Raw genomic sequence first — 14,895 nt, 5'->3', positions numbered from 1 at the left:
AATCAAATATGTTTTTTAAATTATCTTTAGTATTTTTCGGGAAAACCAATGAAACTTAAGGGTGCAAGCCTTTAAGTGAATGACTATTGAATAAACAAATTATTGATGATATGAAACAAAGGAGTTTGAAATCCCTGGGATTGGCGTTACTGTTGTTCAGTTCCCCGACTATTTTTGCGCAGAATAAGGAAGCCATGGTGTCTTCCATCGTGCAAGAAGCCAATGCAAATTCACAGCTGGAAAACTATGCTTTTGAACTGGTGGACATGATCGGTCCCCGGTTGGTGGGCAGCCCGCAGATGCAGCAGGCACATGATTGGGTGGTTAAGCAGTACAGTGCCCTTGGTGCGGATGCACGGAACGAGGCTTATGGTGAGTGGCGTTCCTGGGAAAGGGGGACCTCTCAGGTGACCATGACTTATCCGAGGGTTAAATCCCTGGAAGGGACACAATTGGCGTTCAGTGCCGCGACAAAAGATAAAGGCGTAGAAGCCGAAGTGGTGGCTATGCCTGTATTTAATGCACAGGCTGATTTTCAGTCTTGGTTGAAGACCGTACAGGGTAAAATTGTCCTGATCGGGATGAATCCGGTTTCAGGCAGGTCGGATGCCAATTGGAAAGGGTCAGCTTCGGCAAAAGGGTATGAAAAATACCAAGCCCTAAAAAATGACCAGCTGAAAAAATGGGAACAGAGTATGTCTTATACTGGGAGCACACGGCGTACTTTACCCTTGGCTCTTGAAGCTGCCGGTGCTGTTGGGGTAATTGATTCGTATTGGACCGAAGTGCCGGGCATCACACGGATATTTGATGCGAAATCAAAGCAGATTCCAGTATTTAATATTTCCCTGGAAGACTATGGCTTGCTCTACCGCATGGCCGAACGTGGTGTCAAGCCCCGGATACTGTTGCAGGGGAAATCAAAAGAACTGGGAACGACAAAGACCTATAATAGTATTGCTGAGATCAAGGGGAAAGAGAAACCCAATGAGTATGTCGTGCTGTCTGCCCACCTGGATTCATGGGACGGGGCCTCAGGGGCAACAGACAACGCTACCGGGGTAATTACCATGATGGAAGCAGTCCGCATATTGAGAAAGGTCTACCCCGACAATAAAAGGACGATCCTTGTCGGCAATTGGGGCAGTGAAGAACAGGGGTTAAACGGTTCATCGGCATTTGTGGAAGATCATCCCGATATCGCAAAAAATATCCAGGTCGTCTGGAATCAGGATAATGGAACCGGTCGTATCGTACGGATTGGCGGCAGTGGTTTTGAGAAATCATACGAATATATTGGTCGCTGGTTGCAGTACCTGCCTGAAGAATTCCGACATGAAATTCAAACTAGTTTTCCGGGGATGCCAGGCACGGGAGGAAGTGATCATTCTTCTTTTGTACAGAAGGGAATCCCCGCTTTTGGCCTATCGTCCACATCTTGGGACTATGGTCAGGTGACATGGCACACCAACCGTGATACCTATGATAAGATTGTCTTCGATGAGGTCAAACAGAATGCCATCATCGTGGCTATCCTGACCTATCTGGCATGTGAAGAACCGGCCCTGGTCGCGCGGGATAAAATTGTCCTTCCTATTGATAAAGATGGAAAACAAATGACTTGGCCGGCCAACCTAAAATCCAATCGCAGCAGTGGTAATTAAGACTGAAAGACTGGAGAACCATTGGCTGAGCCAATCTTTAACTAAACAGCAAGGCGCCAATCGAAAGAAAGGCGCCTTGCTGTTCTGGGGATATTTCCCTATTTTTTCAGATGCTGATTAAAGTAATCTGCAATTTTTTCATACATGTGGATACGATCCTTACCCATCACATTATGCTCATGAGTAGGGTATAGGAAATAGTCTACCTGCTTACCTGCTTTGATACAGGCCTCTAAAAATTCCATGCTATTCTGCTGTACGACCACTGGATCCTGGGCACCGTGGATGATCAGCAATCTTCCTTTAAGCTGATCTGCTTTATTTAACAGTGAGGTCAGCTTATAGCCATCAGGATTTTCCTGCGGTGTGTCCATATAACGCTCCCCATACATGACTTCATAGAATTTCCAGTCAATTACTGGTCCTCCTGCCACGGCAGCCTTAAATATATCGTTATGATGCAGCATAAATGATGTCGTCATAAATCCGCCAAAGCTCCACCCGAAGATGCCCATGCGTTCCTGGTCTACAAAGGACTTTGATTGGAGAAATTCAATCCCTTTCATCTGGTCGGCCATCTCAAGCTGTCCAAGCTTACGGTGCGTGGCGGTATAGAAATCCCGGCCCCTGTAGTTGGTGCCACGGTTGTCCATGGTGAAGACAATATAACCTTGCTGGGCCATGTACATGTCAAAATATCCAGCTCCACCCAGCCATTTATTGGAAACCAGCTGCGAGTGGGATCCACCATAGAGGTAATACATGACCGGGTATTTTTTTGCCGGGTCAAAATCATTCGGATAGATGATGCGGCCTGTTAGTGGATATTTCCCGTCGGCAGATGTCAAATGGACAAATTCAATCCTTGGATTGTTTATTTTGCCATTGAATGGATTTTCAGCGTTGATCAATACCGTGGATTTTGCAGATTTCACTGCTTTGATCTGCGATTTATTTGCTGTTGTCAAGTCACTGTACTGGTCAAAGATATATTTTCCATCACCGCTTACGGCAGCTTTATGCGTACCCGGTTCCTTGGTCAGTTGCACCGTTTTTCCGGATTTCAGGTCCACCTCAAATAGCTGGCGGTCCATGCCATTGTTGGTGACGCCGATATAGCTGACCTTATCCCCGTCGGCAGAGAAATCCAATAAGGTTTCCAGTATAACATCTTGATAACCTAGTTTTTTGATCAGCTTGCCTTCCGTATTGTAAAGATATAGCTGGTTGTAGCCTTCCCTGTCGGACTGATAAAGGAATTGGTCTGCCTTATTGGGGCGGAAGGTTAAGGGATTTTCCGGTTCTACCCAGGTTGTTGCCTTTTCTTCAAAAAGCGTTTTGACCAATGCACCGGTCTCCGCATGGTATTTGTTGACTTTTAGATCATTCTGCCCTCGGTTGAGCACACCCACATAAATATATTTTCCCGAAGGATCCCAGGTGACCATGGTTAGGTATTGTTCAAGCTTTTCTCCTGTTTGGAGCGTAACTTTCTGTCCTGTTGCAGTATGGTAAACCACCAAAGAAACCTCTTCAGATTTTTGCCCCGTCATCGGATATTTGATCCATTTGATCGCTGTGATCTTAGGGTCCCACTGGGGGAGCGGGTAGTTGGCAACCATCGTTTCATCCTTACGGTAATAGAGGAGCCTGTCATTTTGTGGATTCCACCACATGCCTTTTTTGATGCCAAATTCCTGACGGTGTGTGTAGTCACTTCCATTGACAATTCCTTGATCCGTATCATTGGTCACCGGAGTCACTTTCCCGTCTTTGTCGACGATGGAAATATTATTATCCACCAAGTACGCAATTTTGGAAAGATCCGGACTCAGTTCGCGGTTGGCGCCATTGCTGTCATTGCCAATAAAGCTTTCGATAGTCCTGGACTTGACATTATAGACGACCGTGTATACCTTCTCTTTTCCATCGACCTGAAGTAAAAGCCTATTTCCGTCACGCCATTGATAGTCGGCAGGAAACATGGACAAACTGAAGGTTTCATTTGGTATGGATGCTTTTAAGGCTGCCTCCAGATCAGTTTTAGAGACCAGGCTGGCCTCAGTCCAATTGCTGGCCGCACTTTTGGAAAGCAAATGCTGATAGGATTTATCAAGATAGGATAGGCTGTTGGATTTCGGGATCCAGGAAGCCCCAATAATAGAAGCTGGAGCATAGCTCCGCGATCCAAATACCGTTTCTTCCAAATTCAGGTTTCGTTGGGCGTAGCTGCTAGCTGTACTTGCCAACAAGAAGAATAGCGCAATTCTTTTCATTAAAATACAATTAATTATTCATGTTATGTTAGTCCTTTAAGGCATGTGGGCCCTGCTGGACGGTATGAGTGAAGCACTCGATTTTAATGATCATGAACTTTCTTAACAGATATTCATCTACTTGTTGAAAATTCATAGGTACTTCAAATTTTATAGGGCTAAATTAGATAAATAGCCCTATAAAACCTAGTACAGAATTGTTGCTTGTCTAACTAAAATTGTTCGCTGTCAGCTTACAGTTTTCGGATCCAGATATTTCTAAACTGTACCAGATCACCATGATCTTGGAGCATGATGGGGCCTGGACCGTGACTCAGGGGCTTGGGTAGTCCGATATATTCTGTCGTGCCGTCAATCTGCGTATTGTTTTGCACCACTACGCCATTGTGCAGGACCGTTACTGTTCCCTTGCTGACCAATAGGCTGTCCTTATTGAATTGAGGTGCTTTATAGATGATGTCATAAACATGCCATTGATCTGGCGCGATGACCTGGGCCAAGGGTGGGCGTTGCTTATATAAGCTGCCTGCACCACCGTTGACATAGGTGGGATTGTTGTTGTTGTCCAGTACCTGGATTTCATAAAGGCCTTGCAGAAAGATGCCGCTATTGCCGCGGCCCTGGCCTTCACCTTTAATAACTTCAGGGCTTTTCCATTCGATATGCAATTGGAAATCCGTAAAATTTTCGGTGGTCTGTATAGTACCTGAGCCTGGTTTTACCTCCAGGATATTGTTGGCTACTGTCCAGGCCGCTTTTCCTTTTTCACCTTTCCACTGGGAAAGATCTTTACCGTCAAAAAGAACAATAGCATCACTTGGGACTCCTTTGTTTAGGGTCAAAGTGGGAGGGACAGGACTATAATATTCCGTGTCTTCAGGTTTCATATTGGTTTGGGCATGCAAGGAAAAGGCTCCGCATAGGAGCGTCATTGCAAGGACAGATGATAAAGAAAAGTTCATTTGTTGGGGTTTTGGTATGGTTAAATATACAAATAATCCATCTGGATGCAAATAGTCTATCTGATTTGAAACAATTTCCTTAGGTTTGTGCATGGCAACCATTTTACAGACAGTATCCCTGAAGGAGGCGCGCTTTTATGCACCCATCGGTTATTATGATGAAGAACAGATTATCGGTAATGAATTTTTTGTGTCTATCGATGTTTGTTTTCCCTTCCATAATATGGAAACAGAAGATTTGCGCAATACGTTGAATTACGAGGAGCTTTATCAGATTGCGGCCCAGGTGATGCGTCCCAGGCGGAAGCTGCTGGAATCTGCCGCTGCGGAAATACTGGATCAGATCAGGGAAAAAGTGAGCTATGCCATAGTCATTGAAGTGGTGATCCGTAAATCAAACCCGCCATTTGGTGGAGACCTTTCCTCTTCACAGGTAAGTTTAAAATATATTGATAACCCTCCTAACTAGATAATCATATGAATGTTTACGACCTGGTCATCGCAGACAAGGAAAAAATTGCTTTGGAAGATGTTTTTTTGGATGATTTAAGTCGGAGAAAACTTCAGCAGCTGATCAAAGAGCATCGTTATATCCAGGAGCTTTCGAAATATGGTCTTCCCGTAAGCAACAAGATCCTTTTGCATGGTTATTCGGGGTGTGGCAAGACGACCACGGCAAAGGCTTTGGCCACGGCCTTGGAGAAACCAATTTATGTATTGAACCTGAGTAATCTCATTTCGTCACGCATAGGGGAGACCTCCCAGCATATTAGACAGGTTTTTGATAAAGCAGGGCGTGAGAAAGCAGTTTTATTTCTGGATGAATTCGATCAGATCGGCAAGGCACGCATCAGTGAAGAAAAGGATGTGGGCGAAATGCGCCGATTGGTCAATACGATTATTCAGCTGATTGATTATTTCCCGGATGAAGCCGTTCTGATTGCAGCCACCAATCACCCAGAAATATTGGACACGGCAATTATACGAAGATTTCAGCTTCGCTTAGCCTTTGAGCTGCCTACCAACGTGCAGTTGGATGCATACTATGATAAGCTATTTTCTCCATTTCCACATTATGACGTTGTGGTACCCAGATTATATCGTATTTCCTATGCAGAGGCAAAAGATTATGTATATGATGCTGTCAAATCCCTGCTCATTACAGCCCTGGAAAAGAATGAAAGCAGTCCTAAATAAGTTTGGACTGTTGAAAATAAATTCAGGCTGTTAAAAAACGTTTTCTGAAAAACAGTTTTTCCAGTTCTGAGGTTATCGTTCTAGATACAAATTGCTGGATGGATCCCTTTCTGGGCCTAGATAAGACAGATTAATCGAGCTAAACGTGTTCTTTAGCCTGTTTTAGGACAAAATGACATTGTTTATTGTTTTAAAATGACATTTTGTCTTTGTTTTAGGACTGGTATGAGAATTGAACATCCCACTAAAATTAAAGATTAAAAAATAGAGCTTAACAATAAACAAAAAATTAGGAGGACAAAAAATGGCATTAATTAAATTCCCTACAAAAAGTTTGAATACCGATGCGGTAAACCCATTTGTAAATACGGTATTTGATAATTTATTTAACGATAATTTCATTTCAGACCGTTTGGTTTCGCGTGTTCCAGCAGTAAATATATCGGAATCCGAAAAGTCATTTACCATTGAAATGGCTGCACCGGGATTGGACAAGTCAGATTTTAAGATCAATGTTGACAAAAATCTGATCACTATTTCTGCGGAGAAAAAAGAAGAGAGTGTAAGTGAAGAAAAATTGTACAGTAAGAAAGAATTCAATTATTCATCATTTTCAAGATCATTTACATTGCCCGATACGGTGGACTACAGTAATATTGAGGCGGCATATGAAGGCGGCGTGTTGATCTTAACAGTAGGTAAGAAAGAAGATGCAATCATCGCAAAACGACTGATTGAAGTAAAATAATCAGACGGATACACCCCAGTTGCGCATCGCCTTTGTAAGCCGGGGCTGATCAGAAAAATAGTTTTTAGGTTAGTTTATGTTTTAATCCCTCGGAGCATCACGAAAGCCCGAGGGATTTTTTATGCGGTTTCCTCAAAGTTTTCCGCTCGGGGTACTTTCGCCAGATAGGGGGCCATTTCATCGGGTAAGCGGGTTAATTTTCTTTTTTTCAGATCTAGCCAGGCTCCGTCCACGTTCACGGTACAGCATAGTGTCCCATCGTTGCGGTACACCTGGTGGATAAAAGAAAAGCGGCTGTTTGTGCTGTTGTACTTCGTCAGCTCGACCCTTACCTGTACATATTCGTCCAGATGAATTTCCCTGGAATAAATCAGCTCTTCCCGAAATAAGATCGGCCCGATCTGATATTCCGCAAATTTATCCAGCGAAAATCCCATCTGGTTCAACATGTTGCTTCTTGCCTGGGCGCAGATATCGGCATAGGCGGAATGCCGCATATGTCTGTTGGCATCAATCTGTGCCCAGATAACCTGCCCCTGATAAAATATATTCTCCATAATATTACAGTGATTTTCTTCTTTTTAAGAACAATTTACATATTTTTAAATTAAGCTGTAACACTTTGCCCAACAGCTATACTGATTACCTGAATTTCTAGCAATAAAGAAAAATTACTAAGTGAGCCATTCAGAAACAGAATTTCTTCGGTTGATTGACGAAAATAAAGGTATTATCGTCAAAGCCAGCCGTATGTATATGGATGATCATGAAGGCAGGCAGGATCTTTACCAGGAAATAGTATATCAGCTCTGGAAATCTTACCCCAGCTTTAAGCAGCAGAGTAAATTTTCAACCTGGATGTACCGGGTCGCCTTAAATACGGCGATGGTGTTTTTGAAAAAAGAAAAGAAACACCGTGTCTATGATATGTTGGAGGAAAGGCATGACTTTCCCGAAGAGACCTATAATTCAGATAAAGACGAGCAGTTGAAGATATTTTACCAAGCGGTGCATAGGCTCAATGGAGTAGAAAAAGCGTTGATCTTTTTGTTTTTGGAAGGACAGAGCCATCGCGAGATTGCGGCTCATCTGGGCATATCCGAAGTAAATGCACGGGTAAAACTAAATCGAACAAAAGAAAGGATTCAACAAATCATTAAAAAATATCATTATGAATTTTGATGAATTAAAAAAATCTTGGCAAGAACAGCCCACAGACGAGGATTTACAGAATCCAAATCTGAAACAGTATAAAGAAGTCGGAAATATCATGGCTAAGCTGAGACGGAATATCAAACGTGAATTCATCGCTTGGCTTTTATGCATACTTTTTCTGGTTTCCGTTCCCCTGCTGCCATTCTATACCATAAAGGGCTATGCTGCCTTTGCCTACTATTTTTGTATTGTGCAGCTTTCCCTGTCGAGCCTGATTAGCTACCGCAGATTCTATTATCTGATCAAGAGCGCCCGGCAGATAGACCATCTGACTTCCCGCGAACATTTATTGAAGTTATATTATGATCTAAAATATGCCGTGGAAACCTACCGTATTGTGGCTTATGTCATGATTCCGCAGGGTATGTTCCTTTATTTCATTATCATTGCCCAAAGCAAGGCTGTTGTATGGTTTGAAAAATTGTATCATTTCAAGGAGACGCTCGTGCAGAACCCTAGTTTTATCGTATGGATGATCCTGGCGGCTCTTGTATCCATCGGGATTACCATCCTGATCACCGAAATTATGATTCGGATGTACTATGGCGATTATCTGATCAAGATCAAGGAAAATCTGGATCAGATGGAAGCGGAGTAATAGGTAGGTTACCCATTTTTCATCCGTGATTTGTGTTTTTTGCACATGGATATTTCGTATATTGTTTTCAGAAAATCCTTGTTGAATATGTACAATCCGACCAAGAAGTTGCAGCGCAGTTCCCAGATCTTAAGTATATTGGCCAAATACGGCTTTAAGGATGCGATCGCCAGGTTGCCATGGAAAGGGACAAGAGCTGCGGTAGAACGTAATATCGATGTCGACAATATCAATGTCTATGCCCGTATACGCATGGCACTTGAGGAGCTTGGGCCTGCATTTATCAAACTGGGACAATCAGCCTCCACAAGGGAGGGCCTGCTGCCAAAAGACCTGGTTGATGAGCTCAAACGCCTGGAAGATAATGTCCCCCCCTTCGGGGTCGATATCAACGCTTATCTTGCTGAAGAACTGGATCTGGATATCAATGCCCATTTTCGGGAGATCGACGCTGTGCCCTTTGCTGCGGCCTCTATTGCCCAGGTTTACCGCGCGGTACTGCAGGACGGAACAAAGGTTGTCCTGAAAGTCCGCCGCCCCGGGATAGATGAGATCATGCGCTGTGATCTTGCCCTGATGCGTGATATTGCCAAAATCCTGACGGTGTACAATGATGCATTGGAAAACCTCAACCTCTCCCTGATCGTGGAGTCTTTTGCCATGACCTTACAGGAAGAAATGTCTTTGGTGATCGAACGGCATAATATTGACCGGTTCAGTAAAAATTTTAAAGGCAACAAGCTTATCAAGGTCCCCAAAGTCTATCCAGACCTGTCTTCTGACCGTGTGCTATGCATGGAATATTTAGATGGGTTCAAAGTAACGGATGTTGCCGAAATAAAGCGTCGGGGCATGGATGTGGAGACTTTGGTGAAAAATGGGATCAACCTCTACCTGGAGCAGGTTATTATCCATGGTTTTTTTCATGGCGATCCTCATCCGGGCAATATGATGGTCATGCCGGATGGGCGTATTGCATTTCTGGATTTTGGCAATATGGGCAAGCTACTGGGGATTGACCGGCGACATCTGGAAGAATTTATTCAGTCGGCCATTTCCGAAGATGCAGTACGCCTGGCGGATGTCATCGAAGATGTCGCTGTCGTGAGCCATATACCCGATAGGAATCAGTTTGAACGTTCGCTCTACGAAATCTTTGATATGATAGACAATGTCTCCCTGGGTGATTTGAGCCTCGACTTGCTCTTCAATAAACTCTGGAAGATCATTGGCGACAGCCGGTTATATTTTCCCGAATATATCTATCAGTTGATGCGCGGTATTTCGCTGATGGAAGGAATAGGGCGGCAGCTTTATCCAGATCTGAATATCATGGAAAGTATCAAGCCCTTTGCCCGGCGGATCATGATGGAACGGCTTTCTCCAGAAGCTATTTTCAAGAAGGGCAAGCATAAGGTGGAGTCTTTCGCCAGGGATGTCGAAAAGCTTCCGGAAGATATGCGGGCTTTGGTGCGCCTGTTCCGGACAGGCAACTTCACCCTCAACCACCGTCTGATCAGTGCCCGATCTTTCAATACCATTCTGCGCAAAGGAGTCAATCGTATTGTGATCGGGATTATGTTTATGTCGCTCAATTTACTGGGGGGGATGATTATCGTGGCCCGGATTGAGCCGCAGTGGCTCGGGATTCCTGTATTTGCCTGGATATGCCTGGGCTCGGCATGGGTCTTTGCCGTGTATTTGTTTATCGCCATGATCAGGGCCAAGGATAATGATTAATACGCCTTTCTTTATCCAGCGTTCGCTGCAAAAGGAAAGCAGGTCTTGATCGCAACAAAATGACTTGTCCGTCGGAATAAGTGTCAACTATTTAACAGCAGAAATTATGGAAATTAATCTTAATGGAAAAAAAGCCTTGATTGGCGCTAGTTCCGCGGGAATCGGAGCCGGGATAGCCAAGGTCTTGGCGTCCTGTGGCGTGTCTGTGACCCTGGCTGCCCGGAATGAAGAAAAACTGAAAGCGACCTGTGAAAGCCTGGATACCTCCCGTGGGCAGGTCCATCAATATATCCAGGTTGATTATAATGAACATGAGGCCTACAAAGCGCGTATAGAAGATTATTTTAAGTCTAATAAGGTCGATATCCTGATCAATAACTCCAACGGGCCACAGGCCGGAGGTATTGACCAGAAAAATCTGGCCGATTATCAGCATGCATTCGAATTATTGTTCCAAAATCATTGTTATACAACTTCCTGCGCACTTCCGTATATGCTGGCCAATGGGTATGGCCGTATTATCAATGTTTCCTCTTCTACGGTGAAGGAACCGGTATCCAATCTGGTGCTCTCCAATACCGTTCGCACGGCCCTGATGAGCTGGAGCAAGTCGCTGGCGGAGGACGTTGCCCGGGACGGGATTACAGTCAATAGTATATTGACCGGGCTTTTTGATACCGATCGGATTCAATCACTGACGAAGTTGGATGCCCAGCGCTTGGGGCTCTCCTACGAGGAGGCGCTAAAGGTAAGGTTGAAACAGGTGCCGGCAGGACGCTTGGGCACAGCCGAAGAATATGGCTATTTGGTTGCTTTTATCTGTTCGGAATATGCAAACTACCTGACTGGAACCAATATTCCGTTGGATGGGGGATTATTGAGGGGACTATAGTTGGCAAAAAAAAGCGGCTATCCTATGTCAATAGGATAGCCGCAAAAGTTTGTGTGATTATAAGTATCGTAGATTAGTTTAACACCAATTCCGTATTCACTGTGATCGCCACATCCGAAGCAACGGCCTCTACACCTGAAGGTAATTTGTCGTTATACTTTATGCCAAAATCCTGACGGTTTATGGTCGCTTTAGCTGTAAATCCAGCACGTGTTTTGCCCCAGGGATCAGTAATTACGCCACCGTTTTGTGTCACATCAAAGCTAACCTGTTTTGTGACATCACGGATAGTCAGATCAGCAACCATGATGTATTTGCCTTTGACCTTGGTATTTTTGAATGAAACAGCGCTCAAGGTCATCTTAGGGAATTTGTCCGCAGCAAAGAAATCAGCTGTTTTTAAGTGATTATCACGTGCTTCGATACGGGTATCAATGCTGTTGACATCGATGGAGAAGTTTACTTTCGCATTGTTGAAACTTGTTGCCGTTGCGGTTTCTACCGTTCCTTCCACTTTCGTAAATTCACCGTCGACGAAACTGATGCCAAGGTGCTTCACATCAAAGCGCACATTGGTATGTCCAGGATCAGCAGACCATTTTACCTGGGCCACAGCAACATTAACCATTAACACCGCTGCTGCCAAAAATTGGAAAAATCTATTCATATTGTTTTCTGTTTATTTATCAAACCATTAGATGTTCAAAATGTTTGTTTGAACAAACTGTTGCAAAGGTGGGATAAACTCAGGTAGAAAAAATTGATGTAGATCAAGAATTTCGATTCGGTTTTAGGATCTGTCTTTTTAAGCGGCTCAGGAACTCCTGTGTGACCCCGAGATAGGAGGCCAATTGCATATTGGAGATCCGTGGGTAAATTTTAGGGTATCTTTTGATAAAATCCAGGTAACGTTCCTGGGCGGTAAAGCCAATGCTTGAGATGATACGGTGCTGGGAAGCAATCTGGGCACGCTGCGCCATGATCCGGGAGAGTTTCTCGTAGACCGGATGGTCCTCATAGAGTTTGTCCTTATTTTTTTTGGATAAGGTAAGCACAACAGAATCCTCCAGCGCCTGGATATTTTGTAAGGCAGGCTCCTGGTAGTTGAAACTGGCGATGTCTCCGATCCACCAGTCTTCAATGGCAAACTGCAAAATATGTTCGATACCATCTGCGGTGACATAGAACGATTTAAATAAGCCATTGACAACATAAGCTTCATAATGACAGATCTCACCGGCACGCAGAAAATATTCCTTTTTCTTTATTTTTCTGACCTCATAACGCGAAATAATATCATTCAATTCTTCTTCTGAGATATTGATGCGCTTTTTTACAAATTCCTTGAATTGTTCCATCAGAGCGTAAAATACGAAATTTTGTCGTGCTTCTTGATGGAATTTTGATGAAAAATAGTGAATGGACATTTTGGTGTAATATTTGACTTGTTGAAAAGGTAATTCAGCTTGATTTCACGAATATTTGGTATCTTCTGTGAAATTGAAGGAATTTCAATAGATGTCTAACATTAACAGTGTTCTAATGAGGTTTGTAGCACCCAATAAGCTTGAAAATGATAAGGTCATTTTGAAATTGATTGACCCCGAAGATTTTGATACCCTCTATCAGGTGGCAAAGGACCCCCTGATCTGGGCGCAGCACCCCAACAAAGATCGTTGGCAGGAGGAGGTTTTCCGTACTTTTTTTGATGGGGCCCTGGAGAGCAAGGCTGCCTATCTGATTTTGGACAAGCAGACGGGGGAATGTATCGGGAGCACCCGTTATTATGGGCTGGATGAAAGCAAGCGATCGATCTTTGTAGGCTTTACCTTTTATGCCCGGGCTTGTTGGGGGACCGGGATCAACCCTTTGGTCAAGGAGATGATGTTTGATTTTGCCTTCAATTTTGTCGATAAGATCTACCTGCATGTCGGGGCCGAAAATTATCGTTCACAGAAGGCTGTGGAACGGCTGGGGGCAAGCAAAGTCGACGAAAAAACGGTCAGCTACCCGAATGAACCCGAACGGAGAAATGTTGAATATGCACTGGAAAAATCTGCCTGGTTAAGGTCCAGGCGATAAGGTTTTATCCTTTCACCCCACTGAGTATACTGCCTATAATCACGATGAGAACAATCAATGTGATGATGATGTAGAGTCGGTCTTTTTCAATGATAAATCCAAATAGGGAACCAACCACACGTACAATGGGGGTACAGATCAAGAGCAATACGCCCAGTTGTATGATTTGAGGAACATGTCGGCTGAATGCCCCGATGATAATTCCTGTGATGGTTGTATTGGCACTGCCCTCACCCGCAAACTCCCTATAATTGGGCACAGGGTCCTGTCCATGGACGGCTAAATACCATAGGCCCCCAACCACGAGGGTGGAAGAGGCCACGATAACACCTATGCGCAGGATCTGTCCCACCAAAAGTGAAATGTCTTTGTCGCTCCAATAATGTTTTGAAAATACCTGTTTCATCGCTATATGATCTTTGTACCACCCTGCTGATGGATTTTGTCCATGTTAAAATATTTGTTCGCTCAATGTCCTCGTTTTTGGTCCTACCTGCCATGTCAAAAACCAGGTTTGACGGGAACGGGTTGCTGCGCTTAGAATTTATGTTGAAATCCATTGAAAATCATTTCCAGTGCAACCAAGGTGATTGCCATCGCAAAAATGAGGCGCAGTGTTTTCGGGTTCATTCTCTTCAAAAGCTTCGAACCGGTAATTGCGCCACAGAGTACACCCAGGATCACGGGAAAAGCAATGCCCGGATCCATATAACCACGTTGAAGGTAGACCACAGCCGAGGCTGCGGCAGTGACGCCGATCATAAAGTTACTTGTTGTCGTGCTGACCTTAAATGGAATCTTCATCATACTATCCATGGCGAGGACTTTTAAAGAGCCCGAGCCAATACCCAAAAGGCCGGAAAGGATACCCGCCACCCCCATTAAGGAGAATCCCCCTACGACATTGGTCAATTTGTAGGGTACCAATGTTCCCGCAGCGGGGTAGGTACTGTTCAGCTTCAGCTTTTCAGCCAGCAGGGAGCCACCAGACTGTGCCTGTTCATTTTTTTTACGAACGGTCATGGCTGCCGAAAAGATGAGCACGACACCAAAAATAATCGCAATGGTATTGGTCGGCATATAAATGGCAATGACTGCACCAATGACCGCACCGATGGTCGTAGCAATTTCCAGAAACATGCCGAGCCGGATATTGGTGATCCCTTCTTTGACATAAGCTGTAGCCGCTCCCGAAGAGGTCGCTATCGAGGCCAATAAAGCAGCGCCTATGGCATAGCGGATATCGACATGGAATAAAAGCGTCAGCAGTGGGATCACGACAACCCCGCCGCCCAAACCTGTCAGCGACCCTAAGAGTCCCGCGACAAATGCGCCCAGAAGAAGGATGATCGTAAAGGTGAGAATAGTCATATCATATATTTTCTGTGACCGTCCAGATAGCATCAATGCTGTATGGAAGGTAATTTGTTGTAAACTTAAGGGCTTTTTATTGCTTTTAAAACTTTACTGTTGGAATAGATGCAAAATGTTACAGCAAAAGTCGCCTTTAACCTTTCATGG

At 44.2% G+C, this 14,895-nt stretch carries 16 protein-coding genes; 9 read left to right on the top strand and 7 right to left on the bottom strand.

The annotated features are described in order from the left end of the window. The first annotated feature begins 110 nt into the window (after window positions 1-110). Window positions 111-1,664, top strand: a complete 1,554-nt coding sequence (locus HX021_RS10135; RefSeq protein ID WP_286590118.1) for a M20/M25/M40 family metallo-hydrolase — start codon at window positions 111-113, stop codon at window positions 1,662-1,664. Between the two features lie 98 nt (window positions 1,665-1,762). Here HX021_RS10135 and HX021_RS10130 read toward each other — a convergent pair whose 3' ends face one another. Both HX021_RS10130 and HX021_RS10125 read right to left on the bottom strand, forming a co-directional pair. Next, the gene (locus HX021_RS10130) at window positions 1,763-3,940 is read right to left on the bottom strand and encodes a S9 family peptidase (protein WP_286590117.1); all 2,178 of its coding nucleotides are present in this window, start codon (window positions 3,938-3,940) and stop codon (window positions 1,763-1,765) included. Between the two features lie 233 nt (window positions 3,941-4,173). Beyond that, window positions 4,174-4,902: a 3-keto-disaccharide hydrolase gene (locus HX021_RS10125; protein WP_286590116.1), complete on the bottom strand. Its 729-nt coding sequence runs from the start codon at window positions 4,900-4,902 to the stop codon at window positions 4,174-4,176. Window positions 4,903-4,993: 91 nt separating this feature from the next. Here HX021_RS10125 and HX021_RS10120 point away from each other — a divergent pair, with 91 nt between their 5' ends. The 3 genes from HX021_RS10120 (at window position 4,994) to HX021_RS10110 (ending at window position 6,847) form a co-directional block, all read left to right on the top strand. Continuing rightward, window positions 4,994-5,371, top strand: coding sequence for a dihydroneopterin aldolase (locus HX021_RS10120; RefSeq protein WP_286590115.1), 378 nt, complete (start codon window positions 4,994-4,996; stop codon window positions 5,369-5,371). 8 nt (window positions 5,372-5,379) lie between these two features. After that, window positions 5,380-6,099, top strand: a complete 720-nt coding sequence (locus tag HX021_RS10115; protein WP_286590114.1) for an AAA family ATPase — start codon at window positions 5,380-5,382, stop codon at window positions 6,097-6,099. Window positions 6,100-6,403: 304 nt separating this feature from the next. After that, window positions 6,404-6,847 carry an Hsp20/alpha crystallin family protein gene (locus HX021_RS10110; protein ID WP_286590113.1) on the top strand — a complete coding sequence of 148 codons (444 nt, stop codon included), beginning with the start codon at window positions 6,404-6,406 and terminating at the stop codon, window positions 6,845-6,847. A gap of 119 nt (window positions 6,848-6,966) precedes the next feature. On the opposite strand, the gene HX021_RS10105 is transcribed toward HX021_RS10110, so the two are convergent. Continuing rightward, on the bottom strand, window positions 6,967-7,404 hold the full coding sequence (locus HX021_RS10105; protein WP_286590112.1) for an acyl-CoA thioesterase: 438 nt from the start codon (window positions 7,402-7,404) through the stop codon (window positions 6,967-6,969). A 121-nt stretch (window positions 7,405-7,525) separates the two neighbouring features. On the opposite strand from HX021_RS10105, the gene HX021_RS10100 reads away from it, so the two are divergent. From HX021_RS10100 to HX021_RS10085, 4 genes are all read left to right on the top strand, one after another. Further along, on the top strand, window positions 7,526-8,029 hold the full coding sequence (locus tag HX021_RS10100) for an RNA polymerase sigma factor (protein WP_286590111.1): 504 nt from the start codon (window positions 7,526-7,528) through the stop codon (window positions 8,027-8,029). Further along, the gene (locus HX021_RS10095; protein WP_286590110.1) at window positions 8,019-8,660 is read left to right on the top strand and encodes a hypothetical protein; all 642 of its coding nucleotides are present in this window, start codon (window positions 8,019-8,021) and stop codon (window positions 8,658-8,660) included. The genes HX021_RS10100 and HX021_RS10095 overlap by 11 nt, the downstream gene beginning before the upstream one ends. An 87-nt stretch (window positions 8,661-8,747) precedes the next feature. Beyond that, on the top strand, window positions 8,748-10,400 hold the full coding sequence (locus tag HX021_RS10090) for an ABC1 kinase family protein (protein WP_286590108.1): 1,653 nt from the start codon (window positions 8,748-8,750) through the stop codon (window positions 10,398-10,400). Window positions 10,401-10,506: 106 nt separating this feature from the next. Beyond that, window positions 10,507-11,292 carry an SDR family oxidoreductase gene (locus HX021_RS10085; protein WP_286590107.1) on the top strand — a complete coding sequence of 262 codons (786 nt, stop codon included), beginning with the start codon at window positions 10,507-10,509 and terminating at the stop codon, window positions 11,290-11,292. 73 nt (window positions 11,293-11,365) lie between these two features. Here the strand turns inward: HX021_RS10085 and HX021_RS10080 are convergent, their stop codons facing one another. Together HX021_RS10080 and HX021_RS10075 are read right to left on the bottom strand one after the other, a co-directional pair. Then, window positions 11,366-11,959 (bottom strand): YceI family protein, encoded by a 594-nt coding sequence (locus HX021_RS10080; protein WP_286590106.1) that lies wholly within the window; start codon window positions 11,957-11,959, stop codon window positions 11,366-11,368. 103 nt (window positions 11,960-12,062) lie between these two features. Beyond that, window positions 12,063-12,650 carry a Crp/Fnr family transcriptional regulator gene (locus HX021_RS10075; RefSeq protein WP_286590105.1) on the bottom strand — a complete coding sequence of 196 codons (588 nt, stop codon included), beginning with the start codon at window positions 12,648-12,650 and terminating at the stop codon, window positions 12,063-12,065. Between the two features lie 184 nt (window positions 12,651-12,834). On the opposite strand from HX021_RS10075, the gene HX021_RS10070 reads away from it, so the two are divergent. Then, window positions 12,835-13,374: a GNAT family N-acetyltransferase gene (locus tag HX021_RS10070; RefSeq protein ID WP_286590104.1), complete on the top strand. Its 540-nt coding sequence runs from the start codon at window positions 12,835-12,837 to the stop codon at window positions 13,372-13,374. 4 nt (window positions 13,375-13,378) lie between these two features. On the opposite strand, the gene HX021_RS10065 is transcribed toward HX021_RS10070, so the two are convergent. Together HX021_RS10065 and HX021_RS10060 are read right to left on the bottom strand one after the other, a co-directional pair. Continuing rightward, entirely contained in the window at window positions 13,379-13,780 is a 402-nt protein-coding gene (locus tag HX021_RS10065; RefSeq protein WP_286590103.1) for a DUF1634 domain-containing protein, read from the bottom strand. 131 nt (window positions 13,781-13,911) lie between these two features. Further along, on the bottom strand, window positions 13,912-14,745 hold the full coding sequence (locus tag HX021_RS10060; protein ID WP_286590102.1) for a sulfite exporter TauE/SafE family protein: 834 nt from the start codon (window positions 14,743-14,745) through the stop codon (window positions 13,912-13,914). Window positions 14,746-14,895: the final 150 nt, after the last annotated feature.

This window comes from Sphingobacterium sp. N143 (genome assembly GCF_030325625.1).
Taxonomy (GTDB): domain Bacteria; phylum Bacteroidota; class Bacteroidia; order Sphingobacteriales; family Sphingobacteriaceae; genus Sphingobacterium.
This window is presented reverse-complemented; position numbering and strand designations above follow the sequence as displayed.